At 38.9% G+C, this 25,177-nt stretch carries 23 protein-coding genes and 1 pseudogene; 23 read left to right on the forward strand and 1 reads right to left on the reverse strand.

All coding sequences use genetic code 11. The features are described from left to right. The first annotated feature begins 70 nt into the window (after window positions 1-70). The 17 genes and pseudogenes from aroA (at window position 71) to D8849_RS05980 (ending at window position 15,832) form a co-directional block, all read left to right on the forward strand. The gene (aroA, locus tag D8849_RS05905) at window positions 71-1,354 is read left to right on the forward strand and encodes a 3-phosphoshikimate 1-carboxyvinyltransferase (protein WP_125386488.1); all 1,284 of its coding nucleotides are present in this window, start codon (window positions 71-73) and stop codon (window positions 1,352-1,354) included. Next, window positions 1,347-1,823: a shikimate kinase gene (locus tag D8849_RS05910; RefSeq protein ID WP_125386489.1), complete on the forward strand. Its 477-nt coding sequence runs from the start codon at window positions 1,347-1,349 to the stop codon at window positions 1,821-1,823. Before aroA ends, D8849_RS05910 begins: the two co-directional genes overlap by 8 nt. Beyond that, entirely contained in the window at window positions 1,820-2,668 is an 849-nt protein-coding gene (pheA, locus tag D8849_RS05915; protein ID WP_125386490.1) for a prephenate dehydratase, read from the forward strand. Before D8849_RS05910 ends, pheA begins: the two co-directional genes overlap by 4 nt. Then, the gene (locus D8849_RS05920) at window positions 2,665-3,975 is read left to right on the forward strand and encodes an LCP family protein (protein WP_125386491.1); all 1,311 of its coding nucleotides are present in this window, start codon (window positions 2,665-2,667) and stop codon (window positions 3,973-3,975) included. Before pheA ends, D8849_RS05920 begins: the two co-directional genes overlap by 4 nt. A gap of 173 nt (window positions 3,976-4,148) precedes the next feature. Next, window positions 4,149-4,375, forward strand: a pseudogene (locus tag D8849_RS10810) (transposase); the annotation flags it as partial. Between the two features lie 213 nt (window positions 4,376-4,588). Continuing rightward, window positions 4,589-4,972, forward strand: coding sequence for a DUF1310 family protein (locus D8849_RS05925; protein WP_125386492.1), 384 nt, complete (start codon window positions 4,589-4,591; stop codon window positions 4,970-4,972). A gap of 245 nt (window positions 4,973-5,217) precedes the next feature. Then, window positions 5,218-5,619 (forward strand): DUF1310 family protein, encoded by a 402-nt coding sequence (locus D8849_RS05930; protein WP_125386493.1) that lies wholly within the window; start codon window positions 5,218-5,220, stop codon window positions 5,617-5,619. Continuing rightward, a complete protein-coding gene (locus D8849_RS05935; protein WP_125386494.1) occupies window positions 5,612-5,848 on the forward strand; it encodes a hypothetical protein in 237 nt (78 codons plus the stop codon). Before D8849_RS05930 ends, D8849_RS05935 begins: the two co-directional genes overlap by 8 nt. A gap of 15 nt (window positions 5,849-5,863) precedes the next feature. Then, window positions 5,864-6,265 carry a DUF1310 family protein gene (locus D8849_RS05940; protein WP_125386495.1) on the forward strand — a complete coding sequence of 134 codons (402 nt, stop codon included), beginning with the start codon at window positions 5,864-5,866 and terminating at the stop codon, window positions 6,263-6,265. Next, window positions 6,258-7,481, forward strand: coding sequence for an Mbeg1-like protein (locus D8849_RS05945; protein ID WP_125386496.1), 1,224 nt, complete (start codon window positions 6,258-6,260; stop codon window positions 7,479-7,481). The genes D8849_RS05940 and D8849_RS05945 overlap by 8 nt, the downstream gene beginning before the upstream one ends. Next, window positions 7,463-7,873, forward strand: a complete 411-nt coding sequence (locus D8849_RS05950) for a hypothetical protein (RefSeq protein ID WP_125386497.1) — start codon at window positions 7,463-7,465, stop codon at window positions 7,871-7,873. The genes D8849_RS05945 and D8849_RS05950 overlap by 19 nt, the downstream gene beginning before the upstream one ends. A gap of 3 nt (window positions 7,874-7,876) precedes the next feature. Then, window positions 7,877-8,170 (forward strand): hypothetical protein, encoded by a 294-nt coding sequence (locus tag D8849_RS05955; RefSeq protein WP_125386498.1) that lies wholly within the window; start codon window positions 7,877-7,879, stop codon window positions 8,168-8,170. A 178-nt stretch (window positions 8,171-8,348) separates the two neighbouring features. After that, complete coding sequence (locus tag D8849_RS05960; protein WP_125386499.1) at window positions 8,349-9,185, forward strand: LicD family protein; 837 nt, start codon at window positions 8,349-8,351, stop codon at window positions 9,183-9,185. Beyond that, complete coding sequence (locus tag D8849_RS05965; RefSeq protein ID WP_049511053.1) at window positions 9,182-10,150, forward strand: glycosyltransferase family 2 protein; 969 nt, start codon at window positions 9,182-9,184, stop codon at window positions 10,148-10,150. Before D8849_RS05960 ends, D8849_RS05965 begins: the two co-directional genes overlap by 4 nt. 21 nt (window positions 10,151-10,171) lie before the next feature. Beyond that, window positions 10,172-12,331, forward strand: coding sequence for a LicD family protein (locus D8849_RS05970; protein ID WP_125386500.1), 2,160 nt, complete (start codon window positions 10,172-10,174; stop codon window positions 12,329-12,331). Between the two features lie 57 nt (window positions 12,332-12,388). Next, entirely contained in the window at window positions 12,389-13,201 is an 813-nt protein-coding gene (locus tag D8849_RS05975) for a LicD family protein (RefSeq protein ID WP_049487269.1), read from the forward strand. Window positions 13,202-13,240: 39 nt separating this feature from the next. Beyond that, on the forward strand, window positions 13,241-15,832 hold the full coding sequence (locus D8849_RS05980) for an MBL fold metallo-hydrolase (RefSeq protein ID WP_125386501.1): 2,592 nt from the start codon (window positions 13,241-13,243) through the stop codon (window positions 15,830-15,832). Between the two features lie 47 nt (window positions 15,833-15,879). Here D8849_RS05980 and D8849_RS05985 read toward each other — a convergent pair whose 3' ends face one another. Continuing rightward, window positions 15,880-17,358 carry an oligosaccharide flippase family protein gene (locus tag D8849_RS05985; protein WP_061590072.1) on the reverse strand — a complete coding sequence of 493 codons (1,479 nt, stop codon included), beginning with the start codon at window positions 17,356-17,358 and terminating at the stop codon, window positions 15,880-15,882. Between the two features lie 124 nt (window positions 17,359-17,482). Between D8849_RS05985 and mecA the strand changes: the two genes are divergently transcribed. The 6 genes from mecA to D8849_RS06015 all read left to right on the forward strand — a co-directional run bounded on the left by mecA (window position 17,483) and on the right by D8849_RS06015 (window position 25,101). Further along, on the forward strand, window positions 17,483-18,220 hold the full coding sequence (mecA, locus tag D8849_RS05990) for an adaptor protein MecA (protein WP_125386502.1): 738 nt from the start codon (window positions 17,483-17,485) through the stop codon (window positions 18,218-18,220). A gap of 151 nt (window positions 18,221-18,371) precedes the next feature. Further along, entirely contained in the window at window positions 18,372-19,658 is a 1,287-nt protein-coding gene (locus D8849_RS05995; RefSeq protein WP_125386503.1) for a homoserine dehydrogenase, read from the forward strand. A gap of 1 nt (window position 19,659) precedes the next feature. Continuing rightward, entirely contained in the window at window positions 19,660-20,529 is an 870-nt protein-coding gene (thrB, locus tag D8849_RS06000) for a homoserine kinase (RefSeq protein ID WP_125386504.1), read from the forward strand. 98 nt (window positions 20,530-20,627) lie between these two features. Next, window positions 20,628-21,566 carry a peptide-methionine (R)-S-oxide reductase MsrB gene (gene msrB / locus D8849_RS06005; RefSeq protein ID WP_125386505.1) on the forward strand — a complete coding sequence of 313 codons (939 nt, stop codon included), beginning with the start codon at window positions 20,628-20,630 and terminating at the stop codon, window positions 21,564-21,566. Between the two features lie 60 nt (window positions 21,567-21,626). Then, window positions 21,627-23,351, forward strand: coding sequence for an ABC transporter ATP-binding protein (locus tag D8849_RS06010; RefSeq protein WP_125386506.1), 1,725 nt, complete (start codon window positions 21,627-21,629; stop codon window positions 23,349-23,351). A gap of 1 nt (window position 23,352) precedes the next feature. Then, window positions 23,353-25,101 carry an ABC transporter ATP-binding protein gene (locus D8849_RS06015; protein WP_125386507.1) on the forward strand — a complete coding sequence of 583 codons (1,749 nt, stop codon included), beginning with the start codon at window positions 23,353-23,355 and terminating at the stop codon, window positions 25,099-25,101. Window positions 25,102-25,177 lie beyond the last annotated feature (76 nt).

The raw sequence follows: 25,177 nt of genomic DNA on the forward strand, positions 1-25,177 counted from the left end.
AGAAATTTTTAAGGAATTTCTGGCTTTTTATGATAAAATAAGTAAAAGTATTGCAAGTATGAGGTCCAGTATGAAACTAAAAACAAACATTAGCCACTTACACGGCAGTATCCGCGTTCCAGGTGACAAGTCTATCAGCCATCGTTCCATTATCTTTGGAAGTTTGGCTGAGGGTGAGACTAAGGTTTATGATATTCTGCGAGGTGAAGACGTTCTTTCGACTATGCAGGTTTTTAGTGACCTTGGTGTTGAAATTGAGGACAAAGATGGGGTTATTACTATTCAAGGTGTAGGCATGGATGGCTTAAAAGCGCCGCAAAATGCCCTTGATATGGGAAATTCTGGCACCTCGATTCGCCTGATTTCAGGTGTCCTTGCTGGCGCAGACTTCGAAGTAGAAATGTTCGGAGACGATAGTCTTTCCAAACGTCCCATGGACCGTGTGACTATTCCTCTGAAAAAAATGGGCGTCAGCATTTCGGGGCAAACTGAGCGAGACCTGCCTCCCCTTCATTTAAAAGGGACGAAAAGCCTAACACCTATTCATTATGAGTTGCCAATTGCCTCTGCCCAAGTTAAGTCAGCCTTGATGTTTGCGGCCTTGCAGGCTCAGGGGGAGTCTGTTATTATCGAAAAAGAGTGCACTCGTAATCATACGGAAGATATGTTACAACAATTTGGTGGTCATTTAAGTGTGGACGGCAAGAAAATCACAGTCCAAGGGCCACAAAAATTGACAGGACAAAAGGTGGTTGTTCCAGGAGATATTTCCAGTGCAGCCTTTTGGTTGGTCGCAGGTTTGATTGTTCCAAATTCTCGTGTGGTGCTTAAAAATGTGGGTATCAACGAAACGCGTACCGGTATTATTGATGTCATTCGTGCCATGGGTGGAAAACTAGAAATAACTGAAATTGACCCAGTCGCTAAATCTGCAACCTTGACTGTTGAGTCTTCAGACCTCAAAGGAACAGAGATTGGTGGCGCTTTGATTCCACGCTTGATTGATGAATTGCCAGTTATCGCTCTGCTTGCGACTCAAGCCCAAGGTGTAACAGTTATCAAGGATGCTGAGGAACTCAAGTTCAAGGAAACAGACCGCATTCAGGTTGTGACAGACGCTTTAAATAGCATGGGTGCGGATATCACACCTACAGCAGATGGAATGATTATCAAAGGAAAATCAGCCCTTCACGGTGCTAGAGTCAATACTTTTGGAGACCATCGTATCGGCATGATGACGGCTATCGCGTCCCTCTTGGTTGCAGATGGACAAGTGGAACTTGATCGTGCAGAAGCCATCAATACCAGCTATCCTAGCTTCTTTGATGATTTGGAGAGCTTGATTCATGGCTAAGGTATTACTCGGATTTATGGGGGCTGGCAAATCGACTATTGCAAGAGGATTGGACCCAGATTATTTCGATATGGATGCTCTGATAGAGAAGCGCTTAGGTATGTCCATTGCGGAATTTTTCTCGGAAATGGGAGAAGAGACCTTTCGACAGGTAGAGTCAGAAGTATTGGCTGAGTTACTACAAAGAGATCAAGTTGTGTCAACTGGTGGGGGAGTGGTTATTTCTCAGCGAAATCGTGACTTACTAAAGACCAATTCTGATAACATCTATCTGAAAGCTGATTTTGAAACCCTCTACCAACGTATCGCAGCTGATCAGGAAAATCAGCGCCCGCTGTTTCTAAATAATAGCAAGGAAGAACTTGCAGCTATTTTCCAAGAAAGACAGGCTTGGTATGAGGAAGTGGCTAGTCGGGTTTTGAATGTGACTAAGCTAAGCCCAGAGGAAATTATAGAGGAACTGAGATGAAAATTGCTTATCTAGGTCCCAAGGGATCATTTTCACACCACGTTGTGCAGACAGCTTTTCCTCAGGAGGAATTGCAGGCCTTTGCCAATATTACAGATGTCATCAAGGCCTATGAGCAAGGTTTGGTGGACTATTCTGTGGTGCCAGTTGAAAATTCTATCGAGGGTAGTGTTCATGAAACCTTGGACTACCTTTTTCATCAGGCTCGCATTCAAGCAGTAGCAGAAATCGTTCAGCCTATTCATCAGCAGTTGATGGTGGTTCCAGGTCATACTAAGATTGAAAAGATTTTTTCACATCCACAGGCCTTGGCTCAAGGAAAGAAATTCATCGATGAACAATATCCAGAGGCCCAAATCGAGGTAACAGCTAGTACAGCTTATGCGGCTCGTTTTATTTCTGAACATCCAGACCAGCCTTATGCAGCAATTGCGCCTAGAAGTTCTGCTGAAGAATATGGCTTAGAACTGATTGCTGAAGATATTCAGGAAATGGAAGCCAATTTCACACGTTTCTGGGTTTTGGGAGCTGAAAAGCCTTCTATTCCCTTGAAAGCACAAACTGAGAAAATGAGTTTGGCATTGACCTTACCTGACAACCTTCCCGGTGCACTTTATAAGGCCCTATCGACCTTTGCTTGGAGAGGAATTGACCTGACAAAAATTGAAAGTCGTCCACTCAAGACAGCACTGGGTGAATACTTTTTCATTATCGATGTTGATTATGCCGATAAGGACTTGGTTAACTTTGCCCAAAAAGAATTAGAAGCGATTGGAATCCAGTATAAAGTACTGGGAGCTTATCCTATTTATCCAATATCAGACCATGGAAAGGAGAGAAGATGAGTAAAGAAAATCCTTTAAGCCATCACGAGCAGTTGCGTTATGACTATCTTTTTAAGAACATTCATTACCTCAATGAGCGAGAGAAAAAAGAGTTTGCTTACCTGCAAGGTAAGTTAAATACGGCTAGCAGTAGTGAAGCTTCTCCAGAAATTCATAATGAAAATCACGATATGGAAGAGTCTTTCATGGAACCAATCAATCAGTCTCCTCTTCCATCCTATGGTAACCGAAGTCGTGCAAAAAAATACCAGAAAACTCATTCTCTTCCGAAGGTTAAGTCCAAAAAACGTAAGATTCGTTGGGGGCGCATTTTTGCAGGATTGCTTGCACTTCTAGCCTGTGTCGGTTTTGGCATGATTTTTATGTTCCTAAAAGGTTATTCAAATGCGGATCCAACCAAACCTGCCAACGCTAAGGCAGCTCAAGTAGAAGTTTTTCATGGTCAAGATACCAAGGATGGGGTCAATATTTTGATTATGGGAACGGATGGACGGATTGGCCAAAATAGTGCTGAGACGAGAACGGACTCGATTATGGTTCTAAACGTTGGTGGCTCAGATAAGAAAATTAAGCTGGTCAGCTTCATGCGTGATAACTTAGTTTATATTGATGGATATAGTAAGATTATCAATGGGAAGAAACAAACAGATAACAAGTTAAATGTAGCCTATGAACTAGGGGAACAAGAAGGCCAAAAAGGGGCAGAAATGGTTCGCCAAGTATTGAAAGATAATTTTGACTTGGACATTAAGTACTATGCTTTGGTTGATTTCCAGGCCTTCGCAACCGCTATTGACACACTCTTCCCTGATGGGGTGACGATTGATGCCAAATTTTCAACCTTAGAAGGTCAACCTTTAACCGAAGCTACGGTTGGAGATGATTTACATGCTACGGAAACAGAGTCTCCAACCCAGACTATTAAAGTTGGGAAACAGCAGATGAACGGTTCAACCTTGCTCAATTATGCACGCTTCCGTGATGATGATGAAGGTGATTACGGGCGGACCAAGAGACAACAGCAAGTGTTGACAACTGTTTTGCAACAGCTCAAGGATCCAACTAAACTTTTTACTGGATCAGAAGCACTAGGTAAGGTCTTTGGGATGACCTCTACGAATGTTCCCTATAGTTTCTTATTGACCAATGGCTTATCCTTCCTAGATGGAGCGCAAAATGGCATTGAGAGATTAACAGTTCCAGAACTGGGTGATTGGGTCGATGATTACGATGTTTATGGAGGACAGGCACTCTTAGTAGACCAAAATAAATATCAAACTAAACTTTCTCAGATGGGAATGAGATAAGATAAGACAAAATTCCAAATAAAAAAACTATACTTTAAATATAAAATAACGATCCTTGGACAATAGTCCCTTATCTCCAAAAAAAGCAACGGATTTGCCGTTGCTTTTTTACATGGTTGTGGTAGTCTTTGTAAAATAGAATTGCTTAATAAACCATTTAGAAAGTCTATCCCATGCCTATTCACTATAACACAAATCAAACAACTATACCACTAGAAATCAGTTCTTTCTTACCAAAAGATCATCTTGTCTTTACTATTGAAAAAGTGGTGAATACCTTGGAAGATTGTCACTTCGATGCCTTCTATCATGCCTTTGGTCAGCCGTCTTATCACCCTAAAATGCTTGTATCTACTCTTTTATTTTCTATTTACAAGAGATTCTCTCTGGTCAAAAAATTGCTAATGAAGAGTATACAAGTTATTCTGAAACAGATCCTTTGAAAATCATAAATGATAAAGGAGTGATAGAAGATATCGGCACAGTCCGTCAGGTGATAGAAAACGAGACAGGAATAAAGGTTTACGTAGTTGAGAGTTCAGACAAATCTTTATGGTATACTATAAGTAAATCAGTGCATGATATATTTGTAAAATAACATAAAGGAGACGTCATGAAGCCATTAAAAATTGTAGGAATCATTTTAGCTAGTTTTTTGGTTATTGTTGGATTAAGCATAGGAGGATATAAAGTAATGCAAAAAGTAGAACACGATGAGATGGCGAGAATTGTAGAGAGTGAGGAAGCAAAAGAGATTTTTAAAGTGCGCTTAAAACAAATAGATCCGAATGCTCTAACAGAAAAAGGAATTATTAAATCATATAAAGTTGATTCTTTTGATCATAATCCAATGGGAGGAATAATTGTTTATTTGTATATAAATGATTCTTCAAGTTATAAAGTTAGTGTTTTCTTACATAAAGATAGTGATGGCAAATTAAGAAATGGCGGTGGGAGTAATCCACCTCTGGAAAAATTAAAGGGAGACTCAAACTGATGGATTCTATGTATAGCGAATATGAACGAAATTTAATTACTGAAAAAGAATATGATAATACATTACAAGTTGATAATGATATTTATATAGAAACTCGAAAAAGTTCCATCAGCACAGTCCGTCAGATGATTGAAAACGAGACGGGGTTGAAGATATACGTAGTTGAGAGTTTAGACCGCTCTTTACGGTATACTATAAGTAAATCAGTACTTGATATATTTGTAAAATAACATAAAGGAGATGTCATGAAGTCATTAAAAATTATAGGAATCGTTTTAGCTAGTTTATTAGTTATCGTTGGATTAAGCGTAGGAGGATTTAAAGTGATGAAACAAGCAGAACATGATGAGATGGTGAGAATTGTAGAGAGTGAGGAAGTCAAAAAGATTATAGAAGATGATTTGAAAGAAATGGATCAATTTTATTTAACAAATAAAGGGAAAATAAAGTCTTATCAAATTGATGATAAATCCATCAATCATAGTCCAATGGGAGGGATCAAATTAAAAATTTATATAAATAATGACGAAGAATTATATGTATTTTTCACTATTAATAAAGATAAAAAAAGTGGAAAGTTAGTTAATGATGGCGGAGGAAACTCTGCTAAATTTGAAAAAATGATAACGGAGAGAAAAAGTGAGTAGACAGCATAGTGATCATGAACGTCAAAAAATTGCTAATAAAGAGTATACAAAGTATTCTGAAACAGATCCCTTGAAAATCATAAATGATAAAGGAGAGATAGAAGATATCGGTACAGTCCGTCAGGTGATAGAAAACGAGACAGGATTGAAGGTTTATGTAGTTGAGAGTCCAGACAAATCTTTATGGTATACTATAAGTAAATCAGTACTTGATATATTTGTAAAATAACATAAAGGAGATGTCATGAAGTCATTAAAAATTATAGGAATCGTTTTAGCTAGTTTACTAGTTATTGTTGGATTAAGTATAGGAGGATACAAGGTGATGAAAAAAGTAGAACAAGACGAGATGGTTAGGGTTGTCAAGGGTGAGGAAGTCAAAAAGATCATAGAAGATAACCTAAAGCTGAGGCATAAAGGGGCACTTGAAGAAGGAAATATTATCCAGAATTATGATATAGATATTAATTCCATTTTTCATAGTCCAATGGGAGGGATCAAATTTAAAATTTATATAAATAATGACGAAGAATTATATGTATTTTTCACTATTAATAAAGATAGAAGTAGCGGAAAGTTAGTTAATGATGGTGGAGGAAGCTCTGCTAAATTTAAAAAAATAATAACGGAGAGAAAAAGTGAGTAGACAGTATACTGATCATGAACGTCAAAAAATTGCCAATGAAGAATATACAAAGTATTCTGAAACAGAGTCTATGGAAATCATAAATGATAAAGGAGAGATAGAAGATATCGGCACAGTCCGTCAGGTGATTGAAAACGAGACAGGAATAAAGGTTTACGTAGTTGAGAGTCCAGACAAATCGGAAGTTTCTGTTCTCTACGAAGGTTCTAAAGCGCCATTTGATAAAGGATGGGAAGTGGATTGGTTTGAAAATGATATTCCCATGGCTCAAAATATTTTGAAAGGTGAAGAAGGGGTGACTTCTCAGTTGAAGGCGGCGGCATCTATCTTAGATGATATAATGTTGGAATATCCGAACGCTAAAATCTCAGTTTATGCTCACTCTCTTGGCTCCATGAATGCCCAATACGCCCTAGCTAATGTTAGGGACATTTCACGTATTTCAGGAGCTTATATCTACCAAGGCCCGAATATCTATCCGGTCTTGACCAAAGAACAGCGGCAGAGTGTGGATGCGATAAAGTACCGTATTCATAATTACGTTGATGATAAAGATTTGGTTCCTATAGGTTACCCTAAAAATAGAATGGATAGTGTCGGTGTTGTAGGGATGATGCATCATGTGGACTCTGTACAACAGGTAGATTTTGTATATTCTCAACACTTGTGGGGCGGTTATGTTTTTAATGAAGATGGTAGTCTTAAAATTAAGAATGATCGTTCATCGTTTGAAAAACGGTATTCATCTGGTTTGGATAAGGTTTCCAGTGGCTTGTATTCCTATGCAAAGGCTAAAGAGGCATTGGCTTCAGGCGGTTATACGAGTGGTGAGGAACTCTTTTTAGACTCCGAACATGCCTTAACGATTTCATCGGGATTGCATGAAGTCGCAAATGCTGGTTATGAAGAGATTCGTTCCATCGTTCGTCAAGCGCATCAAAAAGCAGAGAAAATAGTAGCGAGCACTTATCACGTTCCCTTTGCTTTTATTTTATCACCTACAGAGGTGGCGACAGCCTATTCTGATGGAGGAGTATCTCGTACGACAATCGTAGATGATCTTGATCATTATTTCTATCCAAAAATCAAAAAATCAGAAAAACTAGCCGAAGATTTTCAAAGTTTAGAAAAGCAAATAGCAGATGGTGTCCAAAAGAAATTGGAAGATGATAAAGAGTTAGCAGGGAATTTTAAAGAATGGATGAAAGTCAAGTAATCTGGCAGAAATTAAGAACAAAGCAAAACCATTTAGATTTATTAGATGAACGCAATCGTTCTATTCGCCAACAAAGAGAAGAACAATTTGAAGACCTTCAGCAAAAACGTGACCAATTGTTGCATATGATGGAAGGAAAGTACCAGATGATCCAGCATACCCTGGGACAAGTGGACGTGGATACTACTGAGGAAAGAGCACGATTAAACAGAATAGCTTCGGACTTTAGCCAAGCAGTATCTATAGGATTTATAAGAAATCAGCGCGCTTTGGAACAAAGTATTGAAAAAGAAGAGATTGAGTATAGACGAGAACGACGAAAATTAGAAGAGGATATAGATACATTACATCGTCGAAAGACGACACTCGAACAAGAAAAAAGGAAGGGATAGCTTATGTTTGATGAAATGATTAATGATTTCTTCTCAGGAGTGAACAATAATATGATTGAGATTCAGAAGGGACTAGAACGTTTACTAATCAGTCATATCTATTCACCGATCAAATTGAATGAGCGTAATAATTTGATGTCAGATGGTGACTTTAAGATCAAAACAGAAGCTCTAGCAACAAAGACAGCACTAGAGATGATTTCTAGTCAACTCGATACAACTATGAAAGGAGCTTATTCGACAAAGGTTGTTGAGACTTTGAAGACGAAAGAAAGAGATTATGATACGATTGTGTAGAGATGAATATTCTACAATTGGAATTAGATAGGAGATTAATACAGGAAAAATCAAGGTTCGAATCACCAGTAAAATAGTGGTTTGAACTTTGATTTTTCTTAGTGTCTGATGGATTTTTAAGGCTTTTTTATGGTATAATAAAACGATATAACTCGTTATTGAACAGAAGAGGAGAGACATGAGTGATTTGAAAGCGATTCAGGCTCGTAGTCTGGAAATGGCTGAATATTTCGTCGCATTTTGTAAAGAACATGATTTGCTTTGTTATCTTTGTGGTGGAGGTGCTATTGGTGCCCTTCGAAACAAGGGTTTCATTCCTTGGGATGATGATCTAGATTTTTTTATGCCCCGTAAGGATTATGAAAAATTGGCAGAATTATGGCCTCGTTATGCAGATGAGCGTTATTTCTTGTCAAAGAGTAACAAGGATTTTGTCGATCGCAATCTTTTTATTACTATTCGTGACAAGGAAACTACCTGCATTAAACCTTACCAGCAAGATTTGAATTTGCCACATGGTTTGGCTTTGGATGTTTTGCCTTTGGATTATTATCCTAAAAATCCAGCTGAGCGGAAAAAACAGGTTCGTTGGGCCTTGATTTATTCTCTGTTTTGTGCCCAAACTATTCCAGAAAAACATGGCGCACTTATGAAGTGGGGGAGTCGCATTTTACTCGGTTTGACACCAAAATCTCTCCGTTATCGCATTTGGAAAAAAGCTGAAAAAGAAATGACCAAGTACAGTCTGGCTGAGAGCGATGGAATCACGGAGTTATGCTCCGGTCCTGGCTACATGAGAAACAAGTACCCAATCGCATCCTTTGAAGATAATCTCTTCTTGCCATTTGAAGAGACAGAGCTGCCCGTTCCAGTCGGCTATGATGCCTATCTCAGCACTGCTTTTGGTGATTATATGACACCTCCACCAGCAGATAAGCAGCTACCACATCATGATGCTGTTATCGCTGATATGGATAAGAGTTATAGAGAGTACAAGGGAGAATATGGAGCATGATGGGAGAAAAAATAAGCGTTATCGTTCCAGTCTACAATGTAGAAGCCTATTTGGAACGATGTGTGGAGTCAATTCTTCATCAGACTTATACCAATTTTGAACTAATCCTAATAAATGATGGGTCTACTGATTCTAGTGGAAAGATCTGTGATGATTTAGCAAATCAGTATGAGAATATCAAGGTTTACCATATCGAAAATGCTGGTGTTTCTAATGCAAGAAATCTTGGAATTCAGCTAGCGACAGGTGCTTGGATAACTTTTATTGATAGCGATGATTTCGTCACCAATGATTATCTAGCTACTTTAGCTAGTGCAGTTGAGGGAGAACATGTAGGTTTTGTGATTGCTCCTCTACACCATATCAAAAATGGCATTGTAACAGACCTTCCTCCACATTCTGGAAAAACAGAACTCTGGTCGACAGAAGAAACCATGAAGGAACTACTGATGACTACCAGAACGTCATTTTTTCCAGTCGCAAAACTGTTTAAGAGAGACCTGCTTGCGGATGAAAAGTTTAATACAAATTATCACCTGGCTGAAGATGCCCTATTTTTAACTGAATTGTTACTAAAGACAAGATGTAGTAGCGTATTTATTGACAAACCGATTTATTATTATGATCATCGTGAGGGAAGTGCGACAACATCTGTTAATCGGTATGTATTTGATACGATAGAAGTTTATAAGCAAATAATCGCTCAAGTTTCACAAATTTTTCCTAATTTAAAACACGAATTAAAAAATAGAGAATGTTGGTCGTACATCACAGTTTACGATAAAATTATCTTTACTTCACGTGGAGAGTATCAAAAGGAGAAAGCCGAGCTGAGGACTTGGATTGTTCAGCATCGACGTGAAATATGGAAGGATGCTTATTTCACTACTTTTCGCAAGGTAGCGATCCTCTCACTTGTCATTTCTCCATGGCTATATAAGAAAATTGTTGGATTAAAAAACTAATATCATGAGAAGGAGTTGAAAATGAATTTTTCAAAATTGGATGAATACTTTGAAAAATCAAAACTATGGATTGCGTATCTATTTGTTTTTATTTCGATTTTAAGTATGAGTTCACTGGTTTATAAGATAGCCAATCCCCTCTATAAAGGATTGTCAGCGATTGTAGTGCTTTATATTTGCTATACTTTATTGTTTAAGTGGAAAGAGATCACAGTAGATCGCAAATTTCTGTCCTTATTTGGTCTATTGGCTGGAAGTCATCTGTTATCAGCTATTTTTAATCGCTCTGGACATTTGATTGGAAATGTGATAGAGATCCTCTTTATGGTGACCTATATTTTATTATTTACCATGTTAGAATCAGGGCAACTTAAAAAATTATTTGACTGGATTGCATATACGGTTCAAATTGTATCTTTTTCTTCAGCAATTTTTGCGTTTGGTTTATTGGTAAGTAGAGTCCTTATCCTATTTAAGATTGGCGAACAATCTTATTACTATGGTGTTATGAATGGACGTCTGTGGGGGATTGTTAATCCAAATGCTAGTGCGATATTTTCATACATTAGCATTATTTTGGCTATGTATTTGATTCATAAAGGAAGTAAATATTCTGTCTATCTTAAACTGAATAATGTAATTCAATTAGTTTACTTCGCAACCATGCAAAGTAGAGGAGCTTTATTATCTTTAGTGTTAATGATTGGGTTTTATAGTTTCTTTATTAACGGGGGCAAGTTAGCTAAGCGATTTCTAATCTTTATTATTTCTGCTTTACTTGTTTCTGCTGCTAACATCGGATTGAGTTATGTAACCTCTATTTACATATCCTCGGGGAAAGCGACTGTATTAGACTTAAATAAAGGACAATCTTATGCAGAAACGGATTCTTCAGTTATAAAAAAAACAGGTGAACTTCATCTAATAGAAACAACACCTAGTGGCAGAACTTATATTTGGAAAAATGCTATAAAAATGGGAAGTGAGAAACCAATTTTTGGTTATGGTGTAAGAAATGTTCCAGATTATTACACAAAATATTTCAGTAAATTTGAGATTCAAAATTCTCTTATTGGTGGAAATTTCCATAACATTTTGGTAACGATATTTGTTAGTTCTGGAATTTTAGGTTTAGTATCCTTTCTACTTCTACTAGGATATATAATTAAGCGCTTTTTGACTTATTTGATTGTTTCTAAAAAGAACTCTGAAAAGTTGATTATGATTCTTTTCTTTGGCATCTTGTTCGGTCAATTATTTGAAAGTCAGATTATGTACTCAACTAACTTTATTAATATTATCTTTTGGTTGATTATTGGTTATGGATTAGTTGTTTGCAAACGTGATGAAGGTATTCGTTATCAGGAAGTAACTGATATTAGAGAGATCCAACAGATGGAACTAGGAATCATGGAATACATTCATGAAACTTGCCAGAAAATTGGTGTCAAATATTTCCTAGCTTATGGCAGTCTTATCGGTGCGGTTCGTCATAAAGGTTTTATTCCTTGGGATGATGACATGGATATCTGTATGTTACGAGAAGATTATGAAAAGTTGCAAGACTATCTTATTGCTAACCCTGATGAACGTTACGAAGTGATGTCTTATAAAAATAATCTCAACTATGTCTATCCCTTCATGAAAGTGCAGGATAACCATACCTACTTGCTAGAAGAAGATGTTCGTATTGATTCAAATATGGGGATTTATGTAGATATTTTCCCTGTAGATGGCTACGAGAATGATGCCAATTTCAAGAACAAGATGACAAAGCTGATAAAGAAACGTCAATTGAGTTGCTATACATTTAAAGGTATCACCAATACGAAAAGTGTTCTGAATTCACTGATACGCTATATTTCAGTTATTATTTTTTATTTCACAAATACAAATAAATACGTTGCACAAATTGAAGAACTTGCTAAATCACGTAAAGTGTCAGATTATGAGGAAGTGGATTATCTTATCTACAAGGATATGAACAAACCAGTGTGGAGACGCGAATGGCTAGAACAAGTTACTACTGGAACATTTGAAGGTAAGAAATTTACTATTCCGAAAAAATATCATGAAATTTTGACCTCAGACTACGGAGATTATATGCAATTGCCGCCAGTTGAACAAAGAGTATCTCATCATGATTTTAAATTGTGGAAGATTGTTAAAAAGTCTAAATAACTGGATTGGGATTAAGAAACGTTTAAAAATATAGTCAAAATTAGGAGAATAAAACCTATGTCTGAAAGAACTTTAACTCTTGAAGAAATCAAACAAGTAGAATTAGATATTTTGAAGTATCTTCATGATCTTTGTGAACAACATCATATCAAATATTTTATTGATTTTGGAACATTACTAGGAGCTGTACGCCATAAAGGATTTATACCTTGGGATGATGATACAGATATTTCCTTAGCGCGTGATGAGTTTGAAAAACTGTATAAGGTTTTAAAAAATGAAAATCATCCCTACTACAAATTAATTTCATTCAGAGAAACAAAGGGGTATCCTTACAGTTATATGCGAGTCTATGATGTGAGGACACGTCGAGATGCTAATCTTATAGATAAAACGGTCGTATTGGGAACCTGCGTTGACATCTTTCCATATGATGGTGTCGTAACGCAAGAAAGTGACCAGAAGAAAATGAAGCTCTACAAATATTTCATTCGTCTTTCTTCTTTGAATTTTAAAGGGATTAAGTCTGAGAATGGTGGACTTAAAAATCTCCCTCGTTATATGGGGTCAGCTATTTTTCGTTTAACTTCCCCACAGATATGGAACCAAAAATTAGAGAGTCTTGCTTTGAAGTATAGTGTGGATCAAGCAACAGATCTCACTTGTACTATCTATGATTCCTATTATCCAGATGGTATAAAAAAAGAATGGCTCTATGATTTGATTGATATGCCGTATGAAAACATTGTGGTCAAGGTTCCTAGAAAATACCATGAATTACTTGTCTACGAATTTGGAGAAAACTATATGAGTCCGCCACCCATTGAGCAACAAGTGCCAGGAGGAGATAAAAATTATTGGATTGATTAGTATAAGTTTCTTATCTTTTAAAATAAAGGGGTTTTCAAGATGAAAAATAAACAGTTAATAAAATTAGTTGGGTATAGTTTTCTTGTATTCTTTCTAGCGCTGATTCAGTTATCGCAAGGAGTAGATGCAAATACTATCTCTGCAGGTTCGGGCAATCGTATCCATTTCATAAATACTAAAGCAAAATCTGGGAGTGACGCCATCCTTCTGGAAAGCAATGGTCACTATGCTTTGATTGATATGGGAGAAGACTATGATTTTCCTGATGGGAGTGACCCACGCTATCCAAGTCGTTGGGGAATTTCTATGAGAAATTATCAAGTATTAGAGGATAGATTGATTCGCCACCTAGATGAAATAGGTGTTAAAAAATTAGATTTTATCATAGGAACTCATGTTCATAGTGATCATATTGGTGGAGCAGACGAAATACTCAATCGTTATCAGGTTGGTAAGTTTTATTTGAAAAAATATTCAGATGATCGAATCACAGCAAAGTGGGGTCTATGGGATAATCTTTTCAATTATGATAATGCTTTGAGAGCAGCTCAAAAACGAGGAGTTACGCTTATCCAGAATATTTCAGATGAGGATAGCCATATAAAATTAGGTGATATGGATATCCAGCTCTACAACTATAAGAATGAATATGATGCTGATGGGAATCTGAAAAAAGTTCGAGATGATAACTCCAACTCCATTGTTTCAGTAGTGACTGTGGCAGGAAAGAGAATCTATCTTGGTGGAGATTTGGATAATGCCGAAGGAGCAGAAGATAAGTTAGGTCCAGTTATCGGCAAGGTTGATATGATGAAATGGAACCACCATTATGATGCGACAATTTCAAATACGATTAATTTCCTTGAAAACTTATCACCAAAAATGATTATTCAGACAACTGGTGGAGATATTAATGTTGCTTCAACTAGAGAATACCTTCAGAAGAAAAATATTCAGGTTCTTCGTGCTGCTAGCCAAACTCAAGACGCTACTGTTTTTGATATTAGCGATAAAGGATTTGCTAATGTTTCAAATACCTTCCCTGATATCCCAGTAGTTGACGAAAAATGGTATCAAGAAGATGGCTATTGGAAATATCGTTTGTCTGACGGGGAAATGGCTATCGGCTGGAAAGAGATTGGCGGAGCCACTTACTTCTTTAATGGAAAAGGACAAATGCAAGCAGGCCGCTGGCTTCACCTTAATGACGACTGGGGAGAAAATGCCAAGGGGAATGATTACTATCTGAACAAAAATGGTAAAATGCAAACTGGTGGATGGTTCAAGCTAGATAACTCTTGGTATTATATCCAGTCGAATGGTGCTAGACGATTTAGCGAGCTCTCTGAAATTGGAGGGAAAAAATACCTTTTTGCGGCAGATGGTAAGATGCTGACAGGACACCAAGTTTTTAATGGTAAGAAGATGTTCTTTAGCGAAAGTGGCGTACTACAAATTTCAGGTAAGCCTTCAACTTGGCAAAAGATTGATTCAGCTTGGTATTTCTATGATGAGGATGGTCTAAAGACTGTCGGTAAAAAGAATATCAATGGAAGCACATACTACTTTAATCAAGAAGGTGTCATGCAAACTGGCTGGGCCTTTGTTGATGGTCACTGGAACTATTTTGCAAGTTCTGGAGCTATGAAAACTGGCTGGGTCAAGGATCAGGAAACATGGTATTATCTGGATAAAGATGGCATCATGTTAACTGGCAGACAAGATATAAAGGGTATTCGTTACTATTTGAATGCTAGTGGTGCCATGCAGACTGGCTGGAAGTGGCAAGACAATAGCTGGTACTTCTATACGAACTCAGGTGCTATGAAAACTGGTTGGTTGAAAGATAAAGAATCATGGTATTATTTGGATCCAGAAACAGGTATCATGGCCGTAGGATCTAAAGCGATTGATGGAAAAACCTATTTCTTTAAATCCTCAGGTAACATGCAAGTTGGCTGGCAGTGGTCAAATGATGTCTGGCATTATTACGCCTCATCTGGTGCACTCCAAACTGGTTGGCTAAAAGATCATGATATGTGGTATTATCTTGAATCTAAGGAAGGCGCTATGTTGGTTGGACTCAATCAAGTAGATGGCAAGCAATATTACTTTAGTGCATCTGGTGCCATGCAGACTGGCTGGAAATGGTTTGATAATCATTACCGTTACTTTGAATCAAATGGAGCCATGAAAACTGGTTGGATAAAAGACAAAGGCGTCTGGTATTATCTAAATCCTGAAGATGGTATTATGTTGGTTGGCCTTCAAAAAGTCAATGGTGATCAATATTACTTTGATTCAACAGGAGCTATGCAGACAGGTTGGAAACAGCTTGATGGTCATTGGTACTATTTCCAAGCTGATGGTTCTTTATTGAAGAATGCAACAACACCTGATGGTTATAAAGTTAATGAAGAAGGTGTATGGAAACAAGTAGTTACTGTTGATAAGAAGCCAAATCAATCTACAAACAAACAGGAAACGTCTACTTTGACTGATAAATTAGAAAATATGAATAAGGAAGATAAACAAGAAAAACAAAAAGAAATGAACTCTTCTAATTCAGAAAAACAAAAAGAGGACTCATTTATAGAGTCAAGTAGTTCCGACAAGAAAGAAAAGGAATAATGAGAAAATCCCCTGCTAGTAGAATAGTCTATTAGCAGGGGATTCTTTTAATTTCTTTTAATCTTAGCAAGTGCAAGATTGAGTGCATAGTGGAGTGTTTTATCTTTGGTAAGAAATAGCGTCAAGAGATAATAGATACCGCAAGTCGCAACAGTCAAGAGTACCATGAGTATCATATTGAGGTTGACTGTATAAGAGTTGATTTGGAAAAGAAATTTAAAAGTGAAATAAATTGGAATGAATCCGAGCGATACAATAGTATAGCGTGTTAAAGTAGTAAATATTTCTTTTAAGTCAAGCAGATGATGCTTCTTGATAAAGTAAATTTCCAGTAGAACAACTACAGTTTCTGCAATAATAGTAGTAGCAATGTAGTACTCTGGTGCAAAAATATTATTGAAATACAAGAGACTGTTGAGTAGGATATTAGCTCCGCCACCAATAAAGTAAAAGGCTGTTAAACGATTTTCGTGGTCGTTGATGAAGATAATTTGTTTACCGAGAATCAACTCAATAGCCCAAATGATAGTTCGAAAGGCGAAGACACTAGTCACAATACCAGCTTCAAGGTATTTTTCAGAAGAGTAGATGACTGCAGCGTAGTTTCCTAATACCATCATCCCAATACTGGTTGGAATGATAAGAAAATAAAAGAGGGCGGCTCCTTGGTTTAGAAGATTTTTATAAGATTCGTAGTCTTTCTTACCGAGATAGTAGCCGAGACGTGGAATACTGACGTTGATAGCTCCACTCAGGACACTGGCAATCAACATGACGATGCTAGAAGCAATGGTATAATAAGAAATGTAGTTTTCATCAGGTCCTTTGGTGATAAACATTCTATCAAGTAAGGTGTAGAGCATATTGGCATTAGCTAGAAGCAACATGGTCAAGAGTGGCTTAGATGCTTTGATTAATTCCATGAGACCAATTTTGACAAAGGAAACTTCTCTCTTGATCCAAAGAAAACTGAGCAGGTAGTTGAGGATAGTTGTCGCACTCATGACGATGGCATAAGGAACGATATCATCTGCAGTTTTAACAAAGGTAAAGATAGCAACCAGCATGGCAATCCGAATAATCAATGTCTTGTAAAGGATGAAGGCATAGTTTTCATAAGCCTCGTTCATCCACTCGATATAAAGGAATTGGAAGAGAGCCTGGACACCAAGTATATAGTAGAGTTCTTTCAAATTTTCAATACTATTATCTAGGTAAATAAACAAAAAATAGATACTTGTTGTAAGGACAGAAGTAATTACAGATATATAGAATAACTTGGAGAAGACATAATTAATCTTATCTTTGTCGTCCTTGACCTTACTGATAGCTCGAATTCCGTAGTTATAGATTCCAAATGCGGCTAAAGGAATGACAAAGCTAGCCCAGGTATTGGCGGTATTGAAATAACCGTAGTTGGATTTGCTGAGAATCCGCGTCAGATAAGGATTGGTTATCAGAGGAAAAACGATATTGAGAACATTGACTAGTAAGCTAGCCAGTGCATTAACTTTTATATTTTTCATTGTACTTTCTTTCTTGTATTGTAAAATGGTCTCTAGTATTATATCACATTCTCGCTTCATTCTTTTGATAAAATCGTAAAAATCTAGTATAATAGATAGAACTGAAAGTATGAGGTTACTAGCAATGAAAATGAAACAAATTAGTGATACAACTTTGAAAATCACGATGTCTTTAGAGGATTTGATGGATCGAGGCATGGAGATTGCTGACTTTCTCGTTCCTCAAGAAAAAACAGAAGAGTTCTTTTATGCTATCTTGGATGAGTTAGAGATGCCTGAGAGCTTTTTGGATACAGGTATGTTGAGCTTCCGTGTGACTCCAAAACCTGATAAGGTTGATGTCTTTGTAACCAAATCAAAGATTGACCAAAATCTAGATTTTGAAGACTTATCGGATTTACCAGATATGGAAGAATTGGCTCAAATGTCGCCTGATGAATTTATCAAAACCTTGGAAAAAAGTATCGCGGACAAAACTAAGGATGATATCGAAGCGATTCAATCTCTAGAGCAAGTCGAAGCCAAGGAAGAAGAGCAGGAGCAGGCTGAACAAGAAGCTGAGAACAAGAAAGAACCTTACATCTACTATATCCTTTCTTTTGCTAAGTTGGCTGACTTGGTGGCTTTTGCCAAGACAGTGACTTTTGAGATGGAAACTTCTGAACTCTACAAGATGAACGAGCGCTATTATTTGACCATTTTAGTGGATATTGAAAATCATCCAAGTCCATATCCAGCGTGGCTTTTGGCTCGTATGCGCGAGTTTGCGGACGATAGTGACATCAGTCGCTCGGTCTTGCAAGAGTATGGTCAAGTCTTGATGAATCACGATGCAGTACTTAATCTGCAAAAGATTGGATAATCATTTCTGGAAAGCTATTTCTAGATTTTAAGGAGAGCGAATCGTCTGATTCGTTTTTTCTTTTCTAGATTGAAATAGTGATTTACTATAATAGGAATTTTCACAAAATTCTGTTATAATGGCTATATTAGAAAATTTCGAGGAGACAAACATGACAGTTAAAATTGCTTTACTAGGATTTGGTACCGTTGCAAGTGGTGTGCCCTTCCTCCTAAAGGAAAATGGAGAAAAAATCAATCAATCAGCACATTCAGAGATTGAAGTTGCTAAGGTGTTGGTCAAGGATGAAGATGAGAAAAATCGCTTGCTTGCAGCAGGGAATAACTTTAACTTTGTAACCAATGTGGATGACATTTTGTCAGATCAAGACATTACGATCGTAGTGGAATTGATGGGACGTATCGAACCTGCTAAAACCTTTATCACTCGTGCCTTGGAAGCTGAGAAACACGTTGTTACAGCTAACAAGGACCTTTTGGCTGTCCATGGTGCAGAATTGTTAGAAATCGCTCAAGCTAATAAGGTAGCACTTTACTACGAAGCAGCAGTAGCTGGTGGTATTCCAATTCTTCGTACTTTAGCAAATTCCTTGGCTTCTGATAAAATCACGCGCGTGCTTGGAGTAGTCAACGGAACTTCCAACTTCATGATGACCAAGATGGTGGAAGAAGGCTGGTCTTACGATGATGCTCTTGTGGAAGCACAAAGACTAGGTTTTGCAGAAAGTGACCCGACAAATGACGTAGATGGGATTGATGCAGCCTACAAGATGGTGATTTTGAGCCAATTTGCCTTTGGTATGAAGGTTGCCTTTGACGACGTAGCCCACAAGGGAATCCGTAACATCACACCAGAAGATGTAGCTGTAGCCCAAGACCTTGGTTATGTAGTGAAATTGGTTGGTTCTATCGAGGAAACTCCTTCAGGAATTGCTGCAGAAGTAACTCCAACCTTCCTACCTATAGCACATCCACTTGCCAGTGTGAATGGCGTAATGAACGCTGTTTTTGTAGAATCTATCGGTATCGGCGAGTCTATGTACTACGGACCAGGTGCTGGTCAAAAACCAACTGCAACAAGTGTTGTAGCAGATATTGTCCGTATCGTTCGTCGCCTGAATGATGGTACCATTGGCAAAGACTTCAACGAATACAGCCGTGACTTGGTCTTGGCAAATCCTGAAGATGTCAAAGCAAACTACTACTTCTCAATCTTGGCTCCAGACTCAAAAGGTCAGGTCTTGAAGTTGGCTGAAATCTTTAATGCCCAAGATATTTCCTTCAAGCAAATCCTTCAAGATGGAAAAGAAGGTGACAAGGCGCGTGTCGTGATCATTACACACAAGATTAATAAAGCCCAGCTTGAAAATGTCTCAGCTGAATTGAAGAAGGTTTCAGAATTCGACCTCTTGAATACCTTCAAGGTGCTAGGAGAATAAGATGAAGATTATTGTACCTGCAACCAGTGCCAATATCGGGCCAGGTTTTGACTCGGTCGGTGTAGCTGTAACCAAGTATCTTCAAATTGAGGTCTGCGAAGAACGAGAAGAGTGGTTGATTGAACACCAGATTGGCAAATGGATTCCTCATGACGAGCGTAATCTCTTACTAAAAATTGCTTTACAAATTGTACCAGACTTGCAACCAAGACGCTTGAAAATGACCAGTGATGTTCCCTTGGCGCGTGGTTTGGGTTCTTCTAGCTCGGTTATAGTTGCTGGGATTGAACTAGCCAACCAACTGGGGAATCTCAACTTGTCTGACCATGAAAAATTGCAGTTGGCGACCAAGATTGAAGGACATCCTGACAATGTAGCTCCGGCCATTTATGGTAATCTCGTTATTGCAAGCTCTGTTGATGGACAAGTTTCTGCTATCGTAGCAGACTTCCCAGAGTGTGATTTCTTAGCCTACATTCCAAACTATGAATTGCGTACTCGAGATAGCCGTGGCGTCTTGCCTAAGAAATTGTCCTACAAGGAAGCTGTTGCAGCTAGTTCTATCGCCAATGTGGCTGTTGCTGCCTTGTTGGCAGGAGACATGGTGACCGCTGGGCAAGCAATCGAGGGAGACCTCTTCCACGAGCGCTATCGTCAGGACTTGGTGAGAGAATTTGCGACGATTAAGCAAGTAGCCAAAGAAAATGGTGCCTATGCAACCTATCTATCTGGTGCCGGGCCGACAGTTATGGTCTTGGCTTCTCATGACAAGATGCCAACGATTAAGGCAGAACTGGAAAAGCACCCCTTCAAAGGAAAACTGCATGATTTGAAGGTTGATACCCAAGGTGTCCGTGTAGAAGCAAAATAATGAATAGAAGATAGGATTGGGAAACTCTCGACCAGAGGGCTTCCTATCCTTTTTTTGAAAAGAAGTCTAGTTAAAAACTTGATAAAGGAGAAATAAAGATGGCAGAAATTTATCTAGCAGGTGGTTGTTTTTGGGGTCTAGAGGAATATTTTTCACGCATTTCTGGAGTATCAGCAACCAGTGTTGGCTACGCTAATGGGCAAGTCGAAACGACCAATTACCAGTTGCTCAAGGAAACAGACCATGCAGAAACGGTTCAAGTGATTTATGATGAGAAGGCAGTTTCACTTAGAGAAATTTTACTCTATTATTTCCGTGTTATTGATCCATTATCAGTCAATCAACAAGGGAATGACCGTGGACGTCAGTATCGGACCGGAATTTATTACCAAGATGAAGCTGATTTGCCAGCTATCTACACAGTGGTGCAGGAGCAGGAGCGCATGATTGGGCGAAAGATTGCAGTAGAGGTGGAGAAACTTCGCCACTACATTCTGGCTGAAGATTACCACCAAGACTATCTTAAGAAGAATCCTTCAGGTTACTGTCATATCGATGTGACCGATGCTGAGAAGCCGTTGATTGATGCCTCTAACTATGAAAAGCCTAGTCAAGAAGTGTTAAAGGAAAGCTTAACTGAAGAGTCCTATCGTGTCACCCAAGAAGCTGCTACAGAGGCTCCATTTACCAATGCCTATGACCAAACCTTTGAAGAAGGGATTTATGTAGACATTACGACGAGTGAGCCACTCTTTTTTGCCAAGGATAAGTTTGCCTCAGGTTGTGGTTGGCCAAGTTTTAGTCGTCCGATTTCTAAGGAGTTGATTCATTATTACAAGGACATGAGCCATGGAATGGAGCGAATTGAGGTTCGTTCTCGATCGGGGAATGCTCACTTGGGTCATGTTTTCACAGATGGCCCTCGGGAGTTAGGTGGACTTCGTTACTGTATTAATTCTGCATCCTTGCGTTTTGTATCCAAGGATGAGATGGAAGAAGCAGGATATGGCTATCTACTGCCTTACTTAAACAAATAAAACAGAGAGGGTGGGTGCTTCCCACTTTCTTCATTTCCAGAATACGAATAGAAGGGATTTATGAAACACCTATTATCTTACTTTAAACCCTACATCAAGGAATCAATTTTAGCACCCTTGTTCAAGTTACTAGAAGCTGTGTTTGAGCTCTTGGTTCCCATGGTGATTGCTGGGATTGTTGACCAATCCTTGCCCCAGAAAAATCAAGGTCATCTCTGGATGCAGATTGGTTTGCTCCTTATCTTTGCAGTAATTGGTGTTGTAGTGGCCTTAATAGCCCAGTTCTACTCAGCTAAGGCTGCGGTGGGTTTTGCCAAGGAATTGACAAACGACCTCTATCGTCATATTCTTTCCTTGCCAAAGGACAGCAGAGATCGTTTGACCACTTCTAGCTTGGTCACTCGCTTGATTTCGGATACCTACCAGATTCAGACTGGTATCAATCAATTCCTGCGTCTCTTTTTACGAGCGCCTATTATCGTTTTTGGAGCCATTTTTATGGCCTATCGAATCTCAGCTGAGCTGACTCTTTGGTTCTTGGTCATGGTTGTCATTTTGACCATCGTCATTGTAGGCCTTTCTCGGTTGGTCAATCCTCTCTATAGCAGTCTCAGAAAGAAAACGGATCAACTGGTTCAGGAAACACGCCAGCAATTACAAGGAATGCGGGTTATTCGTGCTTTTGGACAAGAAAAACGAGAGTTACAGATTTTTCAAACTCTTAACCAAGTTTATGCTAGATTACAAGAAAAGACAGGTTTCTGGTCCAGTTTATTAACACCCCTGACCTATCTGATTGTAAATGGAACTCTCCTTGTTATCATCTGGCAGGGATATGTTTCTATTCAAGGAGGATTGCTAAGTCAAGGTGCTCTCATTGCCCTTATCAACTATCTCCTACAGATCTTGGTGGAATTGGTCAAGCTAGCCATGCTGATCAATTCTCTCAACCAGTCCTATATTTCAGCTAAGCGAATCGAGGAAGTCTTTGCTGAGGCTCCAGAGGATATCCATTCAAAATTAGAACAAAAGCAAGCTACCAGTGATCAGGTTTTACAAGTTCAAGAACTGACCTTTATCTATCCTGATGCGGCCCAGCCTTCTCTGAGAGACATTTCCTTTGATATGACTCAAGGGCAAATTCTTGGTATCATTGGGGGAACGGGTTCTGGTAAATCAAGTTTGGTGCAACTCATCCTTGGACTTTATCCAGCAGATAAGGGGAGCATTGACCTTTATCGAGATGGACGTAGTCCTCTTAATTTGGAGCAGTGGAGATCATGGATTGCCTATGTGCCCCAAAAAGTCGAACTCTTTAAGGGAAGCATTCGTTCCAACTTGACTCTAGGTTTCAATCACGAAGTAACGGACCAAGAACTTTGGCAGGCCTTGGAAATTGCGCAAGCAAAGGATTTTGTCAGTGAAAAGGAAGGACTCTTGGATGCCCTAGTTGAGGAAGGAGGGCGAAATTTCTCGGGCGGTCAAAAACAAAGGCTGTCTATTGCTCGCGCAGTCTTGCGCCGAACTCCATTTCTCATCCTAGATGATGCAACCTCGGCACTGGACACCATTACCGAGTCCAAGCTCTTGAAAGCAATTCGAGAAAATCTGCCAAATACGAGCTTAATTTTGATTTCTCAAAGAACATCGACTTTACAGATGGCTGACCAGATTCTCCTCTTGGAAAAAGGAGAACTCCTAGCTACCGGCAAGCACGAGGACTTGATGAAATCCAGTCAAGTTTTTCGCGAAATCAATGCATCCCAACATGGTAAGGAGGACTAGTATGAGACGACAAACTGCAAACCAGACGCTCAAACGTTTGGCAAAAGATTTAGCAAGCCATCCCTTCCTCCTTTTCCTAGCCTTTCTAGGAACTATTGCCCAAGTTGGCTTATCAATTTACCTACCTATCCTGATTGGGCAGGTCATTGACCAAGTTCTGGTGGCTGGTTCTTCACCAGTTTTTTGGCAGATTTTCATTCAGATGGTTTTGGTAGTCATAGGAAATACCCTTGTACAGTGGGCCAATCCTCTCCTCTATAATCGCTTAATCTTCTCTTATACCAGAGACTTGCGAGAGCGAATCATCCATAAACTTCATCGTTTACCGATTGCCTTTGTAGATAGGCAAGGTAGTGGGGAGATGGTTAGTCGTGTAACCACGGATATAGAACAGTTGGCAGCTGGCTTGACCATGATTTTTAACCAATTTTTCATTGGTGTCTTGATGATTTTGGTTAGTATTCTAGCCATGCTTCAAATTCATCTCCTCATGACTCTTTTGGTCTTGCTGTTGACGCCACTGTCTATGGTAATCTCACGCTTTATTGCCAGACGCTCCTATCATCTCTTCCAAAAGCAAACAGAGACAAGGGGGATTCAGACACAGTTGATTGAAGAATCGCTTAGCCAGCAGACCATTATCCAGTCCTTTAATGCTCAGACAGAGTTTATCCAAAGACTGCATGGGGCTAATGCCAACTACGCAGGCTATTCTCAGTCAGCTATCTTTTATTCTTCAACGGTCAATCCTTCGACTCGATTTGTCAATGCACTCATTTACGCCCTTCTAGCTGGAGTAGGAGCTTATCGTATCATGATGGGATCGACCTTGACCATTGGGCGTTTAGTGACTTTTTTGAACTATGTTCAACAGTACACCAAGCCCTTTAACGATATTTCTTCAGTTCTAGCCGAATTGCAAAGTGCTCTCGCTTGTACAGAACGTGTCTATGCTGTCTTAGAGAGTCCTGAGGTGGCTGAAACAGGTAAGGAAGTCTTGACCAGTGACCAAGTCAAGGGGGCTATTTCCTTTAAACATGTTTCTTTTGGCTATCATCCTGAGAAGGTCTTGATTAAGGATTTATCCATTGACATTCCTGCTGGTAGCAAGGTGGCCATCGTTGGTCCTACAGGTGCTGGCAAATCAACCCTCATCAATCTCCTCATGCGTTTTTATCCCATTAACTCGGGAGATATCTTTCTAGATGGTCGTTCCATTTATGACTATACCCGAGCATCATTGAGACAGCAGTTTGGCATGGTGTTACAGGAAACTTGGCTCAAGCAAGGGACCATTCATGACAATATTGCCTTTGGCAATCCTGAAGCCAGTCGGGAGCAGGTGATTGCTGCTGCCAAAGCAGCCAATGCAGACTTCTTTATCCAACAACTGCCGAAGGGCTATGATACCAAACTGGAAAATGCGGGTGAATCTCTCTCTGTCGGTCAGGCTCAGCTCTTGACTATTGCCCGTGTCTTTCTAGCCATTCCAAAGATTCTTATCTTAGACGAGGCGACTTCCTCCATCGATACGCGGACAGAGGTGCTGGTACAGGATGCCTTTGCCAAACTCATGAAGGGACGAACAAGTTTTATCATTGCCCACCGCTTGTCTACTATTCAGGATGCGGATCTGATTCTAGTCTTGGTGGATGGTGACATCGTGGAGCATGGTAACCATCAGGATCTCATGGCTAGAAAGGGCAAGTATTACCAAATGCAAAAGGCTGCGGCTTTTAGCTCTGAATAAGCCATCCCTGTCCATTTAAAGTCTTAATGACACTAAAAGTTGCCTTCGGGTGACTTTTTTGTTACAATAGCTAGAA

The organism is Streptococcus mitis, from assembly GCF_003942765.1.
Classification (GTDB): Bacteria; Bacillota; Bacilli; order Lactobacillales; family Streptococcaceae; genus Streptococcus; species Streptococcus mitis_BE.

What these genes read in the sequence shown, in the direction of transcription:
- D8849_RS05920 (WP_125386491.1), top strand. Translation starts at nt 2,665, where the DNA reads ATGAGTAAAGAAAATCCTTTAAGCCATCACGAGCAGTTGCGTTATGAC.
- D8849_RS05955 (WP_125386498.1), top strand. Translation starts at nt 7,877, where the DNA reads ATGTTTGATGAAATGATTAATGATTTCTTCTCAGGAGTGAACAATAAT.
- pheA (WP_125386490.1), top strand. Translation starts at nt 1,820, where the DNA reads ATGAAAATTGCTTATCTAGGTCCCAAGGGATCATTTTCACACCACGTT.
- D8849_RS05940 (WP_125386495.1), top strand. Translation starts at nt 5,864, where the DNA reads ATGAAGTCATTAAAAATTATAGGAATCGTTTTAGCTAGTTTACTAGTT.
- D8849_RS05970 (WP_125386500.1), top strand. Translation starts at nt 10,172, where the DNA reads ATGAATTTTTCAAAATTGGATGAATACTTTGAAAAATCAAAACTATGG.
- D8849_RS05950 (WP_125386497.1), top strand. Translation starts at nt 7,463, where the DNA reads ATGGATGAAAGTCAAGTAATCTGGCAGAAATTAAGAACAAAGCAAAAC.
- aroA (WP_125386488.1), top strand. Translation starts at nt 71, where the DNA reads ATGAAACTAAAAACAAACATTAGCCACTTACACGGCAGTATCCGCGTT.
- D8849_RS05930 (WP_125386493.1), top strand. Translation starts at nt 5,218, where the DNA reads ATGAAGTCATTAAAAATTATAGGAATCGTTTTAGCTAGTTTATTAGTT.
- D8849_RS05980 (WP_125386501.1), top strand. Translation starts at nt 13,241, where the DNA reads ATGAAAAATAAACAGTTAATAAAATTAGTTGGGTATAGTTTTCTTGTA.
- msrB (WP_125386505.1), top strand. Translation starts at nt 20,628, where the DNA reads ATGGCAGAAATTTATCTAGCAGGTGGTTGTTTTTGGGGTCTAGAGGAA.
- thrB (WP_125386504.1), top strand. Translation starts at nt 19,660, where the DNA reads ATGAAGATTATTGTACCTGCAACCAGTGCCAATATCGGGCCAGGTTTT.
- mecA (WP_125386502.1), top strand. Translation starts at nt 17,483, where the DNA reads ATGAAAATGAAACAAATTAGTGATACAACTTTGAAAATCACGATGTCT.
- D8849_RS06015 (WP_125386507.1), top strand. Translation starts at nt 23,353, where the DNA reads ATGAGACGACAAACTGCAAACCAGACGCTCAAACGTTTGGCAAAAGAT.
- D8849_RS05925 (WP_125386492.1), top strand. Translation starts at nt 4,589, where the DNA reads ATGAAGCCATTAAAAATTGTAGGAATCATTTTAGCTAGTTTTTTGGTT.
- D8849_RS05965 (WP_049511053.1), top strand. Translation starts at nt 9,182, where the DNA reads ATGATGGGAGAAAAAATAAGCGTTATCGTTCCAGTCTACAATGTAGAA.
- D8849_RS05995 (WP_125386503.1), top strand. Translation starts at nt 18,372, where the DNA reads ATGACAGTTAAAATTGCTTTACTAGGATTTGGTACCGTTGCAAGTGGT.
- D8849_RS05975 (WP_049487269.1), top strand. Translation starts at nt 12,389, where the DNA reads ATGTCTGAAAGAACTTTAACTCTTGAAGAAATCAAACAAGTAGAATTA.
- D8849_RS05910 (WP_125386489.1), top strand. Translation starts at nt 1,347, where the DNA reads ATGGCTAAGGTATTACTCGGATTTATGGGGGCTGGCAAATCGACTATT.
- D8849_RS05985 (WP_061590072.1), bottom strand. Translation starts at nt 17,358, where the DNA reads ATGAAAAATATAAAAGTTAATGCACTGGCTAGCTTACTAGTCAATGTT.
- D8849_RS05960 (WP_125386499.1), top strand. Translation starts at nt 8,349, where the DNA reads ATGAGTGATTTGAAAGCGATTCAGGCTCGTAGTCTGGAAATGGCTGAA.
- D8849_RS06010 (WP_125386506.1), top strand. Translation starts at nt 21,627, where the DNA reads ATGAAACACCTATTATCTTACTTTAAACCCTACATCAAGGAATCAATT.